The 18,852-nt window shown below is 73.1% G+C and carries 15 protein-coding genes; 3 read left to right on the top strand and 12 right to left on the bottom strand.

Features of this window, described 5'->3' with window-relative positions; genetic code table 11:
- Positions 1–60: 60 nt before the first annotated feature.
- From fxsT to ACIRQP_RS05940, 8 genes are all read right to left on the bottom strand, one after another.
- Positions 61–3,081 (bottom strand): FxSxx-COOH system tetratricopeptide repeat protein, encoded by a 3,021-nt coding sequence (gene fxsT / locus ACIRQP_RS05975; RefSeq protein WP_403884077.1) that lies wholly within the window; start codon positions 3,079–3,081, stop codon positions 61–63.
- A 78-nt stretch (positions 3,082–3,159) separates the two neighbouring features.
- Entirely contained in the window at positions 3,160–4,605 is a 1,446-nt protein-coding gene (locus ACIRQP_RS05970; RefSeq protein ID WP_403884074.1) for an aKG-HExxH-type peptide beta-hydroxylase, read from the bottom strand.
- Positions 4,602–5,927 (bottom strand): radical SAM protein, encoded by a 1,326-nt coding sequence (locus ACIRQP_RS05965; protein ID WP_403884071.1) that lies wholly within the window; start codon positions 5,925–5,927, stop codon positions 4,602–4,604. The genes ACIRQP_RS05970 and ACIRQP_RS05965 overlap by 4 nt, the downstream gene beginning before the upstream one ends.
- 193 nt (positions 5,928–6,120) lie before the next feature.
- Positions 6,121–6,348 carry an FxSxx-COOH cyclophane-containing RiPP peptide gene (gene fxsA / locus ACIRQP_RS05960; protein WP_403884068.1) on the bottom strand — a complete coding sequence of 76 codons (228 nt, stop codon included), beginning with the start codon at positions 6,346–6,348 and terminating at the stop codon, positions 6,121–6,123.
- Between the two features lie 74 nt (positions 6,349–6,422).
- Positions 6,423–9,818 carry an SAV_2336 N-terminal domain-related protein gene (locus ACIRQP_RS05955; protein ID WP_403884065.1) on the bottom strand — a complete coding sequence of 1,132 codons (3,396 nt, stop codon included), beginning with the start codon at positions 9,816–9,818 and terminating at the stop codon, positions 6,423–6,425.
- A gap of 7 nt (positions 9,819–9,825) precedes the next feature.
- Positions 9,826–10,914 (bottom strand): AAA family ATPase, encoded by a 1,089-nt coding sequence (locus ACIRQP_RS05950; RefSeq protein ID WP_403884062.1) that lies wholly within the window; start codon positions 10,912–10,914, stop codon positions 9,826–9,828.
- Between the two features lie 106 nt (positions 10,915–11,020).
- Entirely contained in the window at positions 11,021–13,105 is a 2,085-nt protein-coding gene (locus tag ACIRQP_RS05945) for a trypsin-like peptidase domain-containing protein (RefSeq protein ID WP_403884059.1), read from the bottom strand.
- Positions 13,102–13,659, bottom strand: a complete 558-nt coding sequence (locus ACIRQP_RS05940) for a CU044_2847 family protein (protein WP_403884056.1) — start codon at positions 13,657–13,659, stop codon at positions 13,102–13,104. Before ACIRQP_RS05940 ends, ACIRQP_RS05945 begins: the two co-directional genes overlap by 4 nt.
- Positions 13,660–13,820: 161 nt before the next feature.
- Here ACIRQP_RS05940 and ACIRQP_RS05935 point away from each other — a divergent pair, with 161 nt between their 5' ends.
- Positions 13,821–14,018 (top strand): DUF6104 family protein, encoded by a 198-nt coding sequence (locus ACIRQP_RS05935; RefSeq protein WP_403884053.1) that lies wholly within the window; start codon positions 13,821–13,823, stop codon positions 14,016–14,018.
- A gap of 31 nt (positions 14,019–14,049) precedes the next feature.
- Here the strand turns inward: ACIRQP_RS05935 and ACIRQP_RS05930 are convergent, their stop codons facing one another.
- Positions 14,050–14,856: a hypothetical protein gene (locus tag ACIRQP_RS05930; protein ID WP_403884049.1), complete on the bottom strand. Its 807-nt coding sequence runs from the start codon at positions 14,854–14,856 to the stop codon at positions 14,050–14,052.
- A 172-nt stretch (positions 14,857–15,028) separates the two neighbouring features.
- On the opposite strand from ACIRQP_RS05930, the gene ACIRQP_RS05925 reads away from it, so the two are divergent.
- Both ACIRQP_RS05925 and ACIRQP_RS05920 read left to right on the top strand, forming a co-directional pair.
- The gene (locus tag ACIRQP_RS05925; RefSeq protein ID WP_403884046.1) at positions 15,029–15,931 is read left to right on the top strand and encodes a DUF4097 family beta strand repeat-containing protein; all 903 of its coding nucleotides are present in this window, start codon (positions 15,029–15,031) and stop codon (positions 15,929–15,931) included.
- A gap of 2 nt (positions 15,932–15,933) precedes the next feature.
- Entirely contained in the window at positions 15,934–16,875 is a 942-nt protein-coding gene (locus tag ACIRQP_RS05920) for a helix-turn-helix transcriptional regulator (protein ID WP_403884043.1), read from the top strand.
- Between the two features lie 196 nt (positions 16,876–17,071).
- Here ACIRQP_RS05920 and ACIRQP_RS05915 read toward each other — a convergent pair whose 3' ends face one another.
- Genes ACIRQP_RS05915 through ACIRQP_RS05905 form a run of 3 tightly spaced genes read right to left on the bottom strand, consistent with a single transcriptional unit; the run spans position 17,072 to position 18,845 of the window.
- Positions 17,072–17,632, bottom strand: a complete 561-nt coding sequence (locus ACIRQP_RS05915; RefSeq protein WP_403884040.1) for a Clp protease N-terminal domain-containing protein — start codon at positions 17,630–17,632, stop codon at positions 17,072–17,074.
- Entirely contained in the window at positions 17,632–17,841 is a 210-nt protein-coding gene (locus ACIRQP_RS05910) for an HTH domain-containing protein (RefSeq protein ID WP_030355647.1), read from the bottom strand. Before ACIRQP_RS05910 ends, ACIRQP_RS05915 begins: the two co-directional genes overlap by 1 nt.
- A gap of 50 nt (positions 17,842–17,891) precedes the next feature.
- The gene (locus ACIRQP_RS05905; RefSeq protein ID WP_403884037.1) at positions 17,892–18,845 is read right to left on the bottom strand and encodes a zinc-binding dehydrogenase; all 954 of its coding nucleotides are present in this window, start codon (positions 18,843–18,845) and stop codon (positions 17,892–17,894) included.
- Positions 18,846–18,852 lie beyond the last annotated feature (7 nt).

Raw genomic sequence — 18,852 nt, 5'->3', positions numbered from 1 at the left:
CCGCGCGGATCGCGGGGCCGGGCCCTCCGGCTTTCCGGGCTTTCCAAGGCTGCCCGGGTGTCAGACGATCGGCGGCTCGAAGTCCCAGTAGGGGCGGTTACGGGACCGGGCCGCGACGGTGTGGACATGCTGCGCGCCCAACGTCGCCGCCAGGTCGTCCAGCGCCTCCCCCTCCGCCTTCTCGGCGCGCTGCCCCTCGCGCAGGGCCCGCAGGTCCGCGGCGTGCGCGATACGCGCCGAGAGCGTCAGCGGATGGGTCCTGCCGAGCGTCTCGGTGGCGCGGGTGATGGTGTCGCCGGTCAGCGTGGCCGCGCCCTCCGGGTCGCCCACCAGATTGCGCAGCGCCGAGGTGTTGATGGCGCACCCCAGCGTCCAGGGATGGTGCTCGCCGACGGCCCTGGTCATATCGGCGAGGGATTCCTCGATCAGTGCGTGCGCCTGCTCCCGCTCCCCCACATTGCGCAGGATCAGGGCGTGGTTGGCGCGGGCGCCCGCGACGAACGGATGGCCTTCCCCGAGCATCGCCAGATAGCCGTGGACGACCTTGTCGCTTATGTCCATGGCCTGGTCGATGTCGCCGTGTTCGCGGGCGAAGCAGCTCTGGCCGGCCGCGAACATCATGGTGAGCGGGTCGTGTTCGCCGAGGACCCGCTCGCAGTTCTCCAGGACCTGGGTGAACAGCACGGCCGCCTTGCCGCGTTCGCCGGAGCGGTACAGACACAGCGCGAGGTTGTGCTCGGCGCGCAGCGTCTGGGGGTTGTCCCGGCCCAGCACCTTCCGATGGACGCGCACGCTCTGCGACTGGAGCGATTCGGCCTCGTTGTACCGGCCGAGCAGGCGCAGGTCGGTGGCGTAGTTGATCTCGGAGAAGAGGGTCCAGTTGTGCCGCAGGCGCAGCGTCTGCCGACGGGCCTCCAGCGTCCGCCGGTTGATGTCGAGGGACTCCTCGTAGCGGCCGAGCAGCCGTAGCGAGACGGCCAGGTTGTTCTGGGCGTTGAGGGTGCGGGAGTCCTGTTCGCCCAGCAGCTCGCGGTAGCACATCAGGATCCAGGAGGAGACCTCCAGGGCCTCCTCGTACCGGCCGAGGCCGCGCAGATCGGCGGCGAGCCCTCCGGAGGCCCGGAGATGTTCCAGGTCCTTCGGGCCGCGCTCGGTGCGCAGATGCTCGACGGCGGCGCGTTCGATGGCTTCGGTGCCCGCGTAGTCGCCCACCGCGCGCATCAGGTTGGCGTAGTGGTAGCTGACGTCCCAGATCCTCGGGTGCGTCTCGCCCAGAAGCCGGCGCCAGGCCTCCAGCGTGCGCCGGCCGAGGTTGATGCCCGCGCGGTACTCGCCGGAAAGATACATGTAGCGCAGGCAGTTGAGGATCAGGGTGTGCATCGCCGGGTCGGTGCTCTTCAGGACATCGGCCCACTTAAGGTGCGGGGTGATCTCCGCGTACCGGGGCCACAGCCGGGTGTCGGTCGGCCGGCCCGGGTCGGCGGCCACCAGCGCCCGGCGCACCACCTCGATGAATTCCTGGTGGTCCCGCGAGGGCATGTCCTGGTGGACGATCTGGTGGACCATACGGTGCATGTAGAGGGTGTCGCCCGCCACGCCGGAGAGGCCGGCGTCGTGCACCGAGTCATGGACCTCGCGCTCGCCGACCCCGGCCGCCCGTACGACGGCGTACTGCCGCAGTTTGTTGATCGCCCGCGCCCAGCGCACCGGATCGTCGACCAGTCCGCGCAGCTTCTCCGGGAGCGTGTCCACGGGCAGGTCGCGCACCAGCCGTACGGGGATGGCGCCCGGCGCGAAGAAGGTGCACAGCCGGAGCAGATCGACGGATTCCGGGACGGTCTCGCGGAGCTTGTTGAGCAGTATCGACCAGCCGGTCTGGAAGGCGAGCGGGAAGTCGGCGGAGACCCGTACGACATCCTGGTCGATGCCGTCCTCCAGCAGCTCGATGTACTCGTCGACCGACATGTCCGAGTCATTGAGCCAGCCCGCGGTCTGGTCGAGCAGCAGCGGCAGGTCTTCGAGGGCCTCCGCGAGCTGGTCCGCCTCCACGTGGGTCAGGCGCGGGGCGCGGCGGCGGATGAACGCGACCGACTCGTCGCGCTCGTAGACCGGCACCTCCATCAGGGCGCTGTTGTGCTCGCCCCACTCCGGGTTGCGCGCCGTGATCAGCACATGGCCGGGCCCGGTCGGCACCAGGTCCCAGATCTGGTCGGGTTCGTCGGCCCCGTCCAGCACCAGCAGCCAGCGGCGGTACGGATCGCCGCGGCGCAGCGCGTCCCGGGCGGCGCGCAGCCGCTCGCCGTACTCCACACCGGTGGACAGGCCGAGCGCCGGGGCGAGTTCGGCGAGCTTCTGCCGGCAGGTGACCCGCTTGTCGGCGGAGACCCACCACACCACGTCGTACTCGGCGCCGAAGCGGTACACGTACTCGGCGGCCAGCTGGGTCTTGCCCACGCCCGACATGCCGTGCAGGGTCACCACACCGGCGCCGCCGCCGGCCTCCTGGAGCGCCTGGTACGCGTTGTTGAGCAGCGTCTCGCGGCCGGTGAAGCGCGTGTTGCGACGGGGGACCCCGCCCCACACGTCGGGGGTGTCCGCGGGATAGCGCGGGCCGGACCGCCCCTCGCCGAGGTCGGGCAGCGGCTCGGTGGGCAGCCCGAGGCGGACCAGGACGCGCCGCTCGGCCTCCGACTCACCGACGGTGGTCAGATCCGCGGCGGCGAAGACGGTGGTGGCGCCGGGCAGCGCGGACGTGGTGACCGTGACGGCGGCGAACCGGTCGGGCTGGGCCGCGACCACCTGGCGCAGGGCGCGGTTCCACTCGTCGTGGCTGCGCGGGCCGAGCTGGAAGTACCAGTCGCTCAGCACCACGAGAATGGGTCCGGGCGCCAGCAGGAGATCTTCCAACCCCTCCTCCAGCGACGTCTCCACCGGCGGGTCCCACCGCTGGTAGACGACCGAGAGCCCGCGGCGCTGGAGCCGGTCCCCGATCCAGGCCGCCCAGGCCCGGTTGAAACCGGCGAAACTGATGGTGACAGCCTGCGTCCCGGTTGCTCCAACTGGCTTACGCGCTCCGGGCATTCGACCGTCTCCCTGCTTCGTCATACGCCCTTTTAACATACCCCCGCGCGCACGGAATCCATCCGGGTGCGCGCCGCATTAACTTGCGTTCCTTTGGCGCCAGATCATGCGCGCGGTGCGGACGTAGGCCACCGCTCGGGCGAGATGTCCGGGCGGCGGGGGTGTGTCGGCCAGCCGGTGGTACATGGAGATCATCTCGTTGACGAGAACGCGGCCCTCCGGGGTCAGCGCGCCGGAGGCCGCCAGCACCGGCAGGACCGCGCCGACCTGCTCCTGACAGCGCGCGTGCTCGGCCCAGGCCGGATCGCGGGCGGAGGGGCGGTCCGCGCCGAGCGCGCAGCGCTGCCAGTAGTCGGCGAGCGCGATATGCGAGTAGGCGCCCTGGAGCAGCCCGTCGAAGGGCCTGGCGTCGGGGCGCCAGGGCGCGAAGTGCCGTGGTGTCGCGTCCTCGTGGTGCAGCGGGGTGAGGGCCGCGAGCGCGGCGAGCTTGGTGTGCTGGAGTTCGTGGACGAGGGTCGACGCGAAGTGGGCGGCCGTGGCGGGCCTGCTGCTCAGGATCGCGCCGAACGCCTCGCGCCGGGTCCCGCTGCACTGCGCGGCGCCCTCGCGGGTGGACGGCGAACCGGTACCGGTGGAGCCCACGGATGGGGAGCCCGGGGAGGTGGAGCCGGGCGGCGGGGAGAGCGGGACCAGACAGCGCAGCAGGGCCGCCGTCTCGGCGGTGCGGTGGGCGCCGCCGATCCGGAGCATGGGCGCCACCCCGTCCCACAGCTCCCGCCATGCCGCGCGTTCCCTCGCGTCGAGCCCCGCGACGGAGGAGAGCCCGAACCGCTGGAGACCGCTGCCCGCCGTGCGGTACGGATCGAGGTCGTCCAGCGGTACGGGCGCGGTGCCCGGCAGGACGGCGGGGAGGGTGAGCACGGGCAGCCAGCGCGGGTCGCCGGAGCGAGGGCCCGCCGAGGGCGTGCCGTCCTCGCCAAGCCGTACGGTGACGGCTCCGGCGCCTTGCTGACGTAGCGTCACCTCCCCGTCAGCCTGGGCGATGTCGACCGCCGTCGCTGTTCCCGGGCCGGTGCGCAGCGCGCCCAGCGTGGGCAGGACGAGCAGCCCGTCGGGGGCGGTGAGGCGCGCCTGGAAGGGCAGCCCCGCGCGGATCGCCGCCGCTGCGGCGAGGGCACTGAAGTGGGCCAGATCGGCGGCGAGTTCGGGGGTCGGCACGGCGGCGGTGAGGCCGCGCAGACAACGCTGTGCCCAGGGGCCCGCCAGCGGATGGAGCAGGACGGAGCGCGCCGCGGCCCGGTCCGCGCGCTCGGCGGCCTCCAGCAGCGCCCAGTCCTGGCGCAGCCGGTCGAGCCGGCCCGGCGGGCAGACGGCGGCGGGGGCGGCGGACGCCGCGTCGAGCAGGGCCCGCAGCAGCACGAGCCGGCGCGTGTGCTGGTCGCGCACGAGCAGCCCGAGGGCTTCGGATCCGCCCTCGGTACGGCCGAGTTCACGCAGCAGTGGCTCCGGTACGACGGGGCTCACCCGGAGCCTCCCCTGCTCACCGGCCGGGGGGTCGTCGCTTCGCCGAGCCTGGCCGCCACATGGCGGATCAGCCGCTGGAGGTCCGCGCAGTACACGGAGGGGTTGGTGAAGCCGTGCCCCGCGCGGTAGCGGTGGGCGTAGTGGCCGCCGCCGCAGACGGTGAGCAGCGGACAGGCGCGGCAGCCTGCGGCGAGGGACGCGGCGCCCGACTGGCGGGCGGCGACCGCGGGATGGCTGCCGGCGTCGTCGAAGGTGTGCCGGAAGATGTCGAGTCCGGTGGCGGCGGCCGTGTCGTAGGCGGACTTCAGGGAGTCGACCTGTTCGATGGCGCCGTCCGTCTCGATCACGATGGCGTTGACGGGGTCGAGCCCCAGGGACTCGGTGGCGCCGGGCAGGCCGAGCAGCAGGGCGAGACACTCCTCGAAGAGCCGGATCCGGGTCTCTCTGCGCCCGGCCGACCACCAGCGGTCGAAGACCGCGCTCAGCCAGTCGCCGTACGGGGTGGGGCGGTCGGAGAAGCCGGGACCACCGGGGGCGTCGTGACCGCCCGGGGCGTTGTGGCCATCGGGGCCATCAGGACCACCGGGGCCGGCGTCGGGCAGACCGGGCGGCGGGGCGGACCAATTGCCGTGCGGGAGCAGCAGATCGAGGGCGGGCGGGCGCAGCGCGAGCAGGGACGCGTACACCTCGGCGGGGTCGGTGCGCGGGTCGACGACCGTGAGGATGCCCGCGTACGCCTCGGGGTGGTGCTCGGCGAGCAGCCGGGCGCCGCGCGAGGCCGCGGGCCAGGAGGGGCGGCCCGCGTGGTCGACGCGCAGCGTGTTGTGGGCGGCCAGTCCGCCGTCGAGGCTGATGCCGACGCGAATTCCGTGCCGGGCGAGGGTGGCGATCCTGGCCTCGGTGAGCAGGGTGGCGTTGGTCTGCACGGTGGTGTGGACGGTGCGGCCGGGCGGTACCCGCTCGCGTACGAGCGCGGCGAAGGCGGCCAGTCGGCCCGCGCCCGCGAGCAGCGGCTCACCGCCGTGCAGGACGAGCGAGAGTTCCCGTAGCCCGTGGGTGGCGGCGTGCTCGGCGATACGGGACGCCGCGCGGTCCAGGACGGCGGGCGAGGCGGCGGCAGGGCGCTCGCGCCAGGTGCGGTCGGGGCCCTCGTACAGATAGCAGTAGCGGCAGGCGAGGTTGCAGCGGCCGTGCACCTTGACGATGAACTGCCCGAAGGGAACGGGCGAGTGAGCGGGGACGGGGGCCGGGACGGGCGTGGGGGCGGCGGTGGGCGCCCCTCGGACCACCGGTGCCGGCACGGGCGTCGGCCCGCGCGCCATCGCCTGTCGAGACACTCCACACCCCCGATGCTGTACGGCGTCCGGGACGGCCGGGGATCGCCCGGACAGGCCCGAGGCTGGTTCCCTGGACGACCCGGCGGGCAAACGCGTGGTGCGACAGGTTGTCCTGTTCAACAGAGGCCCCGGGCCGAAAACACCCGCGGGCCCGGGAACGGAACCAGGATCCGTCCGGTCAGAACGCGTTGGTGAAGCCCCACAGCATCTCGCGGGGCTGCTCGGCCCGGCCGCGCAGATCCGCGACCACCTCGGCGAGGACCGGGTGGTCGAGGGTGCGCAGCGTTTCCAGGTCCAGCGCCAGCAGATCTGGCAGACCGCCGGGACCGTCCGGCGCGCCCGCGTCCGTCGCATGTGTCGCGTCCGTCGCATCCACTGTGTGTGTCGTCCGTGCCAACTCGTCCATCAGGCCTCCCCGTTGCCGTGTCCGTGCTGTCGTATCGGTCGTACCCCTTCCCGTACCCCGTACGCGCCCGGTCCTCACCGCTCCAGCTCGGCCAGCCGTTCCATCGTCGAACGCGCCCGGTCGCCGCCGCCGTCCGGCAGCTTGCCCCACTCCGTACGCGCCGCGCGGTACGCCTCGCGCGCGGCCCGGGGCCTTCCGGCCTCCTCATAGGTCATGCCCCGCCAGTGATTGGCCTCGGCGCGCAGTGCCACGGCTTCCAGCCGCTGTCGCGGATTGTCCAGCTCCGCTTCCGCGGTCCTGGCCGAGTCCGCCGCGTCCCTGAACGCCTCGGCCGCCTCGTCGAGCCGGGCCGGCCGCTGCAGGATCCGGTGCGCGTCGAAGTGCGAGCGGCCCAGTTCCAGCCAGCAGCGGGCGGCGGTCAGCGGGTCGCGCGCCTCCTGGGCCGCGAGCCCGAAGAGATGCTCGGCCTCCCGCAGATCCACCCGGTCGCCGCCCAGCCGGTGACGCAGCATCAGGGCCTTCCCCAGCATCAGCAGCCGGTCGGCCTGCCGGATGCCGGGCACCGTTTCCGTACGGCAGTCGCGCAGCACCCGTACCGCCGCGCCGATGTAGCGACTGCCGTCCGGCAGTTCCGCGCGTCTCAGCAGGGTCCTGCCCCACTCGGCGAGCAGATCCGCGTGGGCCCGGGAGTCACGGGGGATTCCGCGCGAGGCACGGGCGAAGTACTCGGCGGCCTCCTCCAGATCGCCCGGGTCGTCGGAGCTTTCGTACCGGGCGACCCGCACCCGGCCCGCCCTGGTCCTGAGCGAGGCGAGCAGCCGTTCGTCCCGTACGGTCACCAGCGACTGCTCGACGAGCGTCCCCGCCTCGTCCAGGCCGTCGCCGGACCGCAGCAGCGCGTCCACCAGATCGAGCAGGATCCGGGCCTGGGTGCCGACGGTGTGACCGCCGGGGGCGAGCGCTCTGCGCAGCGAGCGCGCCGCCTGGCCCGCGTACACCTGGGACTGTTCGAGGTCGCCGGTCGCGCCGGACAGCCGCAGCAGCGTACGTCCATGGGCCAGCGGCAGGCCGGGCGGCCGGTTCTCCTGGTCGGGCCAGACGTCGGCGAACGCCTCCAGCATGCCGATCGCGCCCTGGAGCAGCGCGCTGTCGCCGCCCAGCCTCCACTGCGCCTCCAGGGCGCGCACCCGCTCCAGAGTCAGCCGCAGGGCCTCGCCGGGCTCCAGTCCCGGCGCCGCGCAGGCGACGGTGTACTCGCGGTCGGCGCGGCGCAGCAGCTCCAGCGCGGCGCGCCGGTCACCGCGCCGCCGCCGGTCGTCGGCTGCGGCGTGCAACACCTTGGCGAGCACGGCCCGTTCGCGGACGGCCCGGGGGTGCGCGGCGGCCTTCTCTGCGGCGCGTTCGGCCTCGCGCAGCAGTCCGGCGCCGCCCTGGACCTCCCACAGCCGCAGCAGACAGCGGGCGAACTCGGCCCACAGCTCGGGGTCGGAGCCGGACGCCGGCTCCTCGCGCTCGGTGGCGCCGCGCAGCAGTTGTACGGCGTCGATCAGATACTGCACCATGCTGTCCGAATCGAACTGGCGCAGCAGCCCGCGGGCGCTCTCCACCGCGTCGTTGGTGGGCGGGTCGAGGACCTGACCGCCGCCGTACGGCGCGAACTGGTCGGGCAGCGGCATGAACCGCTCCAGCACCCGGGCCGCGACCTCGGCGAAGGGATCCGGGGCGCGCCGCACGCCGCCCTCCGGCCCGCCGTTCTCCCCGGAGTCGCCGTGCTCGCCGTCCGGCTCGATCTCCGTCTCGCCCTCGCCGCGGAACGCGCCGTCGTCGTCGAGACCGCCGCGCGGGAGGTACGGGCCGCGGCTGCTGTCGCCCAGCTGGGCCAGGGCCAGTGCGGGGAAGTTGGGGCCGCCCCTGCCGAATCTCTGCTCGATGTACTCCGAGCAGTGCTTGAGCACGAGCAGCGCCTCGTCCCGTCCCAGCGGTCCGAGCAGCGCGTCCTGGACGCCCGGCGCGAACTCGTACCACTGCCCGTCGTCCGCGCCGTCGCCCTTGCTGCGCGAGAGCAGTCCGCTGAGCAGCACCTCGGCCAGTTCGGACGGGCCCGAGTCGGGCAGCATCGTGCGCTGCACCAGCTGCATCACCGGCAGATAGAGCGGGGCCGCGGCGAGATAGACGGCCAGTTGGCCGGCGGCCGGCGAGGCGGCCGAGCGGAACCGGCTGACCAGCTGGAGCGAGGACATCCGGTCGCCGTGGCGCGGCGCGGGCGCCCCGGGATGGTCGGCGCGCACCCAGGCGACCGCGCCGGAGATCTGGCCCGCGCCGGTGCCCGACAGCAGCCGCGCCCAGGCGTCGAGCGCGCCCGCGACCGGTGGCAGTACGGGGATCGCGAGGGCTCCGGGCCGCGCGGCTGGCGCCGTGGCGGCGTCGCCGCCGACCTTCAGCACGGCCGCGCCGCCCGGCCCCTCGCCCCGGGACAGCACACCGTAGGTGACGGGTAGCCGGGTGCGGTTCCACATGCGCTGCGGCAGCGGTTGCAGTACGGCGGTGGGCGCCTGGCGGCCGAGCTGGTGCAGCAGCCGGTGGGCGCGTCCGCTGTGCCAGAGCGGGCCCGCGCAGTCGCTGACGACGACGGTGACGCGACGTCCGGTCGGGTCGCTCAGCCGGTCGGCGGAGCTGAGCGGCGCGGCGGCCGGGTCGGGACTTCTGCTGACGGCGGGCGCGCCGTCGGGCCCCTGGTGCAGATAGCGCACCTGCACATCCCGGAAGGCGCCCAACTGGCCGAATATCTGCTGGAGTTCGGCGAAGAGCCGCTCCCAGACGCGCATCGACGACGAGGCGTCCATGACGAACTGGAGCAGCGCGTCCGCCCGCGACACCCCGCGGAAGACCGGGATGATCAGCCCGCCGGCCCGAGCGCTCAGTTCCACAGTCGCCACCTCGTCAAGGGTACGGCGCAACGGCGGGGCGGCCGGCCGGTAGCGCTGAAGTGGCCGTAACGCGCGCTGGAGTTCGAGGGGGGCGGGCAGCGCGGGCGCGGCGGGCACCCCGAGAGTGAGCGCGGTGGCGCCGCGCCCGTACCGCGTGCGCGGTCCGCCGTGGCTCGGTACGGGATAGAGGGAGATCCGGCGGTCGTCCTCCTCGCCGGGGTCCGGCCGCGGCGCGGGCTCGTCCTCCGGCTCGGTCTCCTGGACGGAGTCGGTGAGGGTCGCGGGTGCCACGGCCGTCGCGCCGGTGGCGGCCGGCCGCTCGCCGCCGTCCGCGCCCGCTTCGCCGTCCTCTCCGGAGCCCTGCCGCGTCCGGCCGCGGCCGGTCTGCTCGGCCAGCCAGAGGGCGTCGCAGAGCTGTTCGGCGTCGGGGTCGAGACCGGCCTCACGCAGCCGGGCGACGAGCGCGGTCAGCAGAGCGCCGTCGTACGGCGCCCGCCCGCCCGCCGGGCCGTCCGTCGTACGGTCCGCCGCACCGCCCGCCATCAGCACATCACCTCGGCCGGTCGAGTCGCTGGATGAGCAGGTCGGCGAGACGGTCGCGACCCGCCGGGGCGGCGGCGTCGGTGAGATAGATGGCGTTCAGCAGCTGGTCGGTGGAGATGAGTTCGCTGCGCGAGCGCTCCAGGAAGTGGATGATCAGATCGTCGCCGGCGCGCGCGGCCTCGTCGCCGAGATGTGCCCGTACGAACGTGGCGAGCCGCTGGTGGTCGGGGCGGCCCAGCTCCAGATGGATACAGCGGCGCATCAGGGGCGCCGGGAAGTCGCGTTCGCCGTTGCTGGTGAGGACGACGAACGGGAAGGCCCGGCACTGCACCCGGCCGCCCTTGATCTTCACCTTCTTGCCGTCGTCGGTGAGGACCTCGGCCTCGCCGTCGGGCAGCCGGTCGGCGATCCGCTCCAGCTCCGGAATGCCGAACTCCCCTTCCTCCAGCACATTGAGGAGGTCGTTCGGCAGATCGATGTCGCTCTTGTCCAGCTCGTCGATGAGCAGCACGCGGGGCTGCTCCGAGGGCAGCAGCGCGGTGCCCAGCGGGCCGAGCCGGATATAGCTGCCGATGTCCGCCGACGGGTCGTGGCGGTCCGTACCGTCCGCACCGTTCGTGCCGTTCGCGCCGTTCGTGCCAACGACGCTGTGCGCGGCCAGCTGCACGTCCTGGAGCCGGGCGATCGCGTCGTAGTGGTACAGCCCGTCCTGGAGGGCGGACCTGCTGACGATGGGCCAGCGCAGCACCCTGCCGAGCCCCAGTTCGTGCGCGACGGAGTGGGCCAGGGTGCTCTTGCCCGCGCCGGGGCTTCCGGTGACCAGCAGCGGGCGCCTCAAGTAGAGGGCCGCGTTGATCATTTCGAGCTCCTCGGCGCCCGGCCGGTGCAGCTCCGCCTCGTGCCGGTAGCCGCCGAGCCGCCGGTCGGCGGAGCCGTCGCCGCCGTCCTTGCCGTCGTCCGTACCGCCCTCGCCGTGCGGGGAGTTGTCGCCGCGGCCCGCGAAGTCCCGCCAGGGAGGCGGCGGAGGCAGTTGCGTGATGCCTCCGTGCGGCTCGCCGGCCCCTCGATAGATGAGCCACTCGCTGGGTTCACTCATTGCGTGTTCCTCGTCATCACTCGTCCGCCAGGGGCAGCAACCGCCGAACGTGCCACACGGTAGCGATCCGCCGCCGACCCCGTAAGAGGCCGATGGCCGGGGCGGTTCACGGCGCCTCCAGCAACTGGCCGGAACCGGGCAGCGGGTGGTGCGGATCGTCGTAGAAGAGCGCGACGCCGTCCGACCAGTACATCTCCGTACGGCCCGCGCGTACTCCCTGTCTCAGTTCCTGGATCTTCCACGGCAGCTGATCGGCGGTGCCCGCCTCCGCGACGGTGGCCACCGCGCCCCGGTGGAAGTCCGCGCAGACCACGTCGGGACGGTCCATGCCGCGTCGCAGCAGGGCGACATGGAAGCCGCCGCGCACCACCCGCGCCAGCCCGGCGGCGGTCTCCCCGTCGGGCCGGTCGCCGTAGCGGCAGAGCACGGGCACGGTCTCGTACGCCAGCGAGCGCAGTGCCTCCTCCGTCGGAACGGGTACCCGCAGTCCGTCCTCGCAGTCGAAGATCTCGGCCTGCATCGCCGCGCTCCACGTACGGTTCCAGCGCGCCCTGCGCTCGCGGGACTCGTCCTCCGAGAGCGGTGGCTCCTGGTCCGAACAGCGCACGACCACCGGACGCGTGACCCCGAGCGGCGGCTCGTCGGGCGACAGCTGCCAGCCGTCCACCTCAAGAGCGAGCAGTGCCTGCACGACGGCGACCTGGAGCATGGCGGGGCTGTCCGGCTCGTCGCAGCGGCGGAACGCCTCGGTCAGCGCGGCGGTGACGCGCGTGCGCAGGGAGTGACCCGGGGTGCCGCGGCTGTCCTCGGCGACCGGCACCACCTCTCCGCTGTGCCGGGCGACACCCACCCGCCAGTCGTAGCTGTCCCGCTCCCAGCCGCGCGGCTCCAGCTCCAGCAGGACGAAGGGGCGCTCCCCCTCCCGGAGCCGCTCCCCGTAGGCCGGGGACGCGCGCCGCTGCTCGCGGTCCGTACGGTGGCGTCCGGCCGACCACAGCCGGGTGATCTCGTTGCGGAACTCCCGCGAGAGCCGCTCGTCGGCGATCACCTTCACCCAGCCCCAGAGCGCTTCCTCGGCCGCCGCGGTGGTGTGCGTGACATAGGGGCGCTCGGCGGAGATGACGCTCATGCAGTAGCGCAGGACGAGTTCGAGCGCGGCCTCCCCGCCACGGGTCTCGTAGAGCGCCCCGAGCCCGTCCCGCCAGCTGCGCGGCGCCGGATAGCGGTCCACGGAGTGCACATTGGGCAGCCGGAAGAGCAGATCGAGCAGGCTGTGGGTGGAGACCGGCGGCGGCAGCTCGGCGAGCCTGCCGAGCAGCATGACGCGCTGCTGCGGGGTCAGCGCGCGGTCGGCGCCGGTGGCCAGGGAGCTCTGCACATCGGTCCACGTACGGCCGGTGCCCACCCGGCTGATGTGCCGGTCGGCGTGGTAGCGGTCATGGGCGTGGAACACCGCCTGGTAGTCGTCGTCCGACTCCGCCCCGGCCATGGCGGCGGGCACGGGCAGCGAACGCAGCCGGTCAATGGTGATGGACGTCCCGCCCATGGCACCCAGGAGCTGTGACTTCAGCACCCCGATCACTTCGCCGCGGCGCAGATCGACGGCGGGCCCGCCGGAGACCCCCGGCGGCAGCACATCCCCGCCGAGCCGCATCTGCTCGTCGGAGTCGGCCCAGCCGCCGACCGTGCCCTGTACGGCGCACTGCCCGCTGAGCCGCTTCAGCCGGCCGCCCACCTCGGTCCAGCCCGAGTAGAGCACCTGCTCGCCGCCGAAGAACTTCGCCGGGCGCTCGCTGACGTACACACAGGCGTGGTCGACGGGTCTGCTGAGCCGGACGAGCGCGAGATCGGGCGCCGGCCAGCCCGCACCGGGACCGCCGCCGCCCGGGGGCGCCTCGGGAAGCGCCGCCACGACGGCACCCGCGACCGCCGTCTCGCCGCTTCGGGGACCGGTTTCGAAGACCACGGTCACGTCCCGCCCCTCCCCCTGCAACGCCACATGCGCACATGTGAGAACCCAGCTCGGGGCGATGAAGAAGCCGCTCCCCAGGAAGCTTCCGCTTGGCCCGTCAGGGTCATACCCGCCCTCCGGGCCATGGATGCGCACGGTGGCGGCCATGACGAGGTCGAGGAGGGCCAGTCCGCCGTCGCCGAAGGCTCCGGGCACACCCCGGCCGAGCCCGTCGATCATGCTCCGCTCCCGGCCGGGGGCGTGGGCCCGTCAGGATGCGCCGGTGCGCCGGGACGTGCGCCGGGCGTGCCACCGGCGGGCGGGACGGCGGGCTGCGCCGGGACGGCGGGCTGCGCGGCGGGCGGGACCGTCGGCGGCGCGGACGGTGGCGGCGGTGGCGCGGTCTGGGGCGGCACCAGTGGCCGTGGCGCGGCGAGGTCGGCGGGCGGACCGCCGCCGTTCCAGGTCAGGGTGACTTTGATGCCCCCCTTGGCCTCACCGTCCGCGAGCAGTCCGATGATCTTGCCGGACTTGGCGGTGAGTTCGATGCCGAACTCGACACTCACCTCGTCGGGACGCACCGCGCGTAGAGGCCCGGCGAGAGACCGCGCGACGCTGGTCACGACGGATTGCAGGCTCTCGACCCGCGCCTGCACCTGGTCGGCGAACCCGGTGTCCGCGTACGTCAGGCCCCCGGAAGGGCGGCGCAGTTCCTCGGCCCCCGAGATCCGGGCCCATACGGGCGTACCATCCGGCATTTCGATGCGCGTGACATTGGCCTCGTCATCACCCATGACTTCCCCCGTTCCCCCAATTCCCCGCAGATTAACGGCAGTAGAGAGCCGGCGCGAGGGTCATGGGAAAGGACGGCGGTATGTACCCGGACGGTTCTCGGCGGACGCGGGGCCTCGCTCCCGGTCCTCACACCCCGCCCACCAGGCATTAGGCTGATTCCATGTACTTCACCGACCGTGGGATCGAGGAACTGGAGAAACGGCGCGGCGAGGAGGAGGTCACTTTCGAGTGGCTGGCCGAACAGCTGCGTACGTTTGTCGACCTCAATCCCGATTTCGAGGTCCCGGTCGAACGTCTCGCGACATGGCTGGCGCGGCTGGACGACGAAGACGACGAAGACGACGAGGACAACGAATAGCCCGTACGACACGCCTTCGCACCGCCCGGCCTCATTCCTGGGCGCGGAACCGGTCGTACGCGAGTCCCAGCACGCCGTGCGTGACGAGCAGCGTGCCCGCGAAGACCCATCCGGCGCTCCGGCGGCGGGCCGCCCAGAGGACCAGCGGTACGCCCGTCGCGAGTTGGGCGGCGGCGAGCAGCCGGGCCTTGGGGCCACGGAGCCAGGGGCCCAGCGGCCCGTCCTCCACCACATCCAGCTCGGCCCGTACGGTGTCGCGCCAGCCCGCCCATTCGAGTTGCTCGGCGCCCGGCTGGATCCGTGCCACCTCACGCAGCCGGTCGGCCGGTTCTCCCGGTGTGAGACCCGCCGGAAGCACGAGGTCCGCACGGGTGAGGAACGTGACCAGCGCGCGCAGCCTGGTCCTGGAGTCGGCCTCCGGATCCTGCCCGGTCAGCTGCCCCAGCGCCTGGAGATCCAGTACGGGATCGAGGCCGAGGCGGGCCGCGAACGTCCGCATCGCCTCGTCCTCCCCCGCGGGCGTGCCGTCCGCGAGCCAGACATAGCCGACGGTGCGCCGGAAGGCGGCCGCCAGGGTGTAGCCGGCCCGGCCCGCGTCCCACCACAGGGCGAGAACCGGCCAGTTGGAGCCGACGGCGAGCGCGGTGGCCCAGCTCACGACGACCCGGTCGACCGGATCGCCGCCGTGCAGCCAGGGCTTGCCCTCGGGGACCAGTACGGTCCAGCCCTCGCCCGCCGGGGCGAGCAGCAGCCGTTCGCGGAGCAGGTGGGCGGCGGGCCGTACCACCGCCGGCTCGGCCCGGCAGAGCAGCAGAGCCCCCACGGAAGTCGCGTTCATAGCTTTACGCTAGGGCACTTTGCCCGGATATGGGCGCCGTGACCTCCGGGCGGCCGCCGTTGCGCTCCACTCGTTCGGCCACCCGGCCTTGACTTCCGATAGCCGCGATATATCGTGTTCATCAAGAGACGCGATATGTTGCGTTCCGCCGGGGCCTCGGGAGGTCAGCACCATGGCAGAGTCGACGTGGGAAGTCGCCGAGCCGAGAAAGCTCACCTTCGACGACCCGGTGACCTCGCTCAATGTGCGGGTGGTCAACGGAACCGTGAACGTCGTCGGCACCGACGAGGCCGTACTGAACGAACAGGGCGGCGCCCATCTGGAGATCTCCCAGATCGTGGGTCCGCCGCTGATCGTGACCAGAAGCGGCTCCACGCTCACGGTCGCCTACGAGGACCTGCCCTGGAAGGACTTCCTCAACTGGCTGGACCCCAAGGGCAGGCGCCGCAGCGCGGTCGTCTCCGTCGCGGTCCCCGCCGGGACCGAGGTCGAGGTCGGGGTGGTCGGCGCGGGGGCCGTGGTCTCGGGGGTACGGGGACGTACGGACGTACGGGGCGTCAGCGGCGACACCACGCTCGTGGGGCTGTCCGGCGAAGTACGCGCGGACACGGTCTCCGGCAATGTGGAGGCCCAGGCGGTCACCGGCGGCCTCCGCTTCCACTCCGTCTCGGGCGATCTGACGGTCGTCGAGGGCGCGGGTTCGTCTGTACGGGCCGACTCGGTCAGCGGCGACATGGTCGTGGACCTCGACCCGGCGGGCGCGCCCACCGACATCAAGCTGACCTCGGTCTCGGGCGAGATCGCGATCCGGCTGCCGCACCCCACGGACGCGCGGGTCGAGGTGAACACGGCGAGCGGCGCCGTCTCCAACGCGTTCGACGATCTGCGGGTCAGCGGCCAATGGGGCGCACACAAGATCACCGGCACGCTGGGTGCGGGCACGGGCACGCTCAAGGCGACCACGGTGTCCGGCTCGATCGCGCTGCTGAGAAGGCCACCGGCGGAGGACGGCCCGTACGACTCCCCCGCCCCCTCCCCGGCCGGCACCGCGCCCGCCGACACGAAGGAGTTCTGACCATGTCTCCGGTCTTCGCCCACGGCCGACTCCGCCTCTACCTGCTCAAGCTCCTCGACGAGGCGCCGCGCCACGGCTACGAGGTGATCCGCCTGCTGGAGGAGCGCTTCCAGGGCCTGTACGCACCGTCCGCCGGCACGGTCTACCCGCGGCTGGCCAAGCTGGAGGCCGAGGGCCTCGTCACCCATGCCACCGAAGGCGGCCGCAAGGTCTACTCGATCACCGACGCGGGCCGCGCCGAACTGGCCGGACGCGGGGGCGAGCTGGCCGACCTGGAGCTGGAGATCCGCGAGTCCGTGGCCGAGCTGGCCGCGGAGATCCGTGACAACGTACGGGGCGCGGCGGGCCAGCTGCGCAGCGAGATGCGCGCGGCGGCCTCCGAGACCCGCAAGGGCGAGGCACGCAAGGGCGGCACACGGAAGGACTGGGAGTCGGCCTTCGGGGACAACGACTCCTGGCGCGCGGCCAAGGAGGAACTCAAGCGCGCGAAGCAGGAGTGGAAGGAGCAGGCCCGCCGGGCGAAGGACGAGTCCCGCCGGGCCCGCGAGGACGCGCAGCAGACCCGCGAGACGGTGGAGCGCATCGCGAAGCAGGTCCAGGACCAGGTCCAGGACCACTTCGTGGAAGGCGACTGGCCGAGCGCCGTACGCGAAGGCATGTCGGAACTGGCCGACCAGCTCAGCGGCCTGGCCGCCACGGCATGGTCCACCCGCAAACAGCCGCCCGCCCCGCAGGCGGAGCCCGACCCGGGCTGGGCGGAGGACACCCCACGGACGGGCGACCCGGCACGCGACCTGGACCGGCTGCTCGACCGCTTCCGCGACGACATCCGGGACGCGGCGCGGGACAACGGGGTGACGGAGGCGCAACTGACGGAGGCGAGGCGGCACTTGTCGTCGGCGGCGACGCGTATCGGCGAGGTGCTGCGCACGCGCAACGGGTGACGTGCGCGTTCCGGCGGGGGCCGCCGCCCGGGACGGCATGCTGTGCTTTCCCGGGGGACACCCTCGGACCCCCGTACGGCGCGCAGCTGCCCAGCGTTGAGACACGGGCGTTCGCACGCCACACATCACGCTTCAGTGTCCCGGACACGACCCCCGCCCGCCCCCCTTTACCGCCCGCCACCGACCGGCGCGGGCTTCAGCTCGCCTCCGACAGGCCGCCGAACATCGCGCGTTCCACCGCCGCGTACGTCGCGCCGTGGTCCGCCAGGACCTCCGCCACCAGCCCCGGCCGGGCCGTCAGCGCGAGCAGGAGGTGTTCGTCGCCGATGTGGCGATCGCCGCGGCCCAGTGCGATCCGCAGCGACTTCTCCAGCGCGGCCTTCGCCTCCGGCGTGAACGCGCGGTGCCCCGACCACCACCGCTTCGACCTCTTGCCGACCTGCATCGCGCCCTCCCCGTGGGCCGCCTCGACCTTCGAGACGATCTCTCCCACGTCGATCCCGATCCCGGCCAGCGCGTCCGCGTCCGCCTTCGTCAGCCCGCCCCGCCTGCGCGCCTCCGCGAACGCTCCCTCCAGGGACTCGCGCCGGTCGGCGACACCGAGCGCGGCCAGCGCGAAGGACGCGCGGGTGCCCCGCTGGTCGAGCAGCGCCAGCAGCAGGTGTTCGTCGGTGACCGTGTCCGCGCCCTTGCGTTCGGAGTGTGCGACGGCCCCGGTGACCACACCGCGGGCGCCGTCGGTGAAGCGTTCGAACATCACTGCCTCCCGTGCTTCTTGTGCGCGGCCTGCCGGCTGACGCCCAGCTCGTCCGCGATCTCCTGCCACGACCAGCCCTGGTTGCGGGCGCTGCGCACCTGTACGGCTTCGAGCTGCTCCAGCAGCCGCCGCAGCGCGGCGACCGCCCTCAGCCCGACCCGGGGGTCGCGGTCACCCGCCCGTTCGGCGAGATCCGTTGCTTCGGTCATGACGTCAACGTACGTTGACATGGAGGCCTTGTCAACAAAAGTTGACAACCTCAGGGAGTCAGTACGACCTTGCCGAACAGATCGCCCGCCGCCATCCGCTCGAAGCCCTCCCGCGCCCGCTCCAGCGGCAGCACCTCGTCGATCACCGGCCGTACGCCCTTCACCGCGCAGAAGGCGAGCAGGTCCTCCAGCTCGTCCCTGGAGCCCATCGTCGAGCCGACGACCCTGAGCTCCAGGAAGAAGATCCGGGTCAGCTCGGCGTGCGCCGGACGGTCGCCGCTCGTCGCGCCCGAGATCACCAGCGTGCCGCCGCGCCGGAGGCACTTGACGGAGTGTGACCACGTCGCGGCGCCGACCGTCTCGATGACGGCGTCCACCCGGTGCGGCAGCCGCGCGCCCGGCTCGTACGCCTCCAGCGCGCCCAGTTCGAGCGCGCGCGCCCGCTTGGCCTCGTCGCGGCTGGTCGCGTACACCCGCAGCCCCGCGGCGCTGCCGAGCACGATGGCCGCCGTGGCGACCCCGCCGCCCGCGCCCTGGACGAGGACCGAATCCCCGGGCCGTACACCGGCGTTGGTGAACAGCATGCGGTACGCGGTCAGCCAGGCGGTCGGCAGACAGGCGGCCTGCTCGAAGGTGAGCTCCGGCGGCTTGGGCAGTACGTTCCCGGCGGGCACGGTCACCTGCTCGGCGAACGTGCCCTGGTAGTGCTCGGTGAGGATCGAACGGGGCTCGGTGCCGTGGTCGCCCCCGCCGATCACGGCGTGCACGACGACCTCGTTGCCGTCCGGGTCGAGACCGGCGGCGTCACAGCCGAGGATCATCGGCAGCCTGCCCTCGGGCAGGCCGACCCCTCGCAGCGACCACAGATCGTGGTGGTTGAGCGAGGCGGCCTTCACCGTGACGGTGGTCCAGCCGGGTCGTACCTCGGGCGCGGGGCGTTCGCCCAGCTCAAGTCCGTCGAGGGGGTGGTCGCGGTCAATACGGGCTGCGTAGGCGGCGAACATGACCTTG

Source organism: Streptomyces sp. NPDC102274, from assembly GCF_044766385.1.
Lineage (GTDB): Bacteria > Actinomycetota > Actinomycetes > Streptomycetales > Streptomycetaceae > Streptomyces.
This window is presented reverse-complemented; position numbering and strand designations above follow the sequence as displayed.

Bases quoted from the DNA above. Each gene is read 5' to 3' on its own strand.
- ACIRQP_RS05940 (WP_403884056.1), bottom strand. From the start codon at position 13,659: ATGGGTGATGACGAGGCCAATGTCACGCGCATCGAAATGCCGGATGGT.
- ACIRQP_RS05930 (WP_403884049.1), bottom strand. From the start codon at position 14,856: ATGAACGCGACTTCCGTGGGGGCTCTGCTGCTCTGCCGGGCCGAGCCG.
- ACIRQP_RS05905 (WP_403884037.1), bottom strand. From the start codon at position 18,845: ATGTTCGCCGCCTACGCAGCCCGTATTGACCGCGACCACCCCCTCGAC.
- ACIRQP_RS05910 (WP_030355647.1), bottom strand. From the start codon at position 17,841: ATGACCGAAGCAACGGATCTCGCCGAACGGGCGGGTGACCGCGACCCC.
- ACIRQP_RS05955 (WP_403884065.1), bottom strand. From the start codon at position 9,818: ATGGCGGGCGGTGCGGCGGACCGTACGACGGACGGCCCGGCGGGCGGG.
- fxsT (WP_403884077.1), bottom strand. From the start codon at position 3,081: ATGCCCGGAGCGCGTAAGCCAGTTGGAGCAACCGGGACGCAGGCTGTC.
- ACIRQP_RS05945 (WP_403884059.1), bottom strand. From the start codon at position 13,105: ATGATCGACGGGCTCGGCCGGGGTGTGCCCGGAGCCTTCGGCGACGGC.
- ACIRQP_RS05935 (WP_403884053.1), top strand. From the start codon at position 13,821: ATGTACTTCACCGACCGTGGGATCGAGGAACTGGAGAAACGGCGCGGC.
- ACIRQP_RS05950 (WP_403884062.1), bottom strand. From the start codon at position 10,914: ATGAGTGAACCCAGCGAGTGGCTCATCTATCGAGGGGCCGGCGAGCCG.
- ACIRQP_RS05965 (WP_403884071.1), bottom strand. From the start codon at position 5,927: ATGGCGCGCGGGCCGACGCCCGTGCCGGCACCGGTGGTCCGAGGGGCG.
- fxsA (WP_403884068.1), bottom strand. From the start codon at position 6,348: ATGGACGAGTTGGCACGGACGACACACACAGTGGATGCGACGGACGCG.
- ACIRQP_RS05915 (WP_403884040.1), bottom strand. From the start codon at position 17,632: ATGTTCGAACGCTTCACCGACGGCGCCCGCGGTGTGGTCACCGGGGCC.
- ACIRQP_RS05920 (WP_403884043.1), top strand. From the start codon at position 15,934: ATGTCTCCGGTCTTCGCCCACGGCCGACTCCGCCTCTACCTGCTCAAG.
- ACIRQP_RS05925 (WP_403884046.1), top strand. From the start codon at position 15,029: ATGGCAGAGTCGACGTGGGAAGTCGCCGAGCCGAGAAAGCTCACCTTC.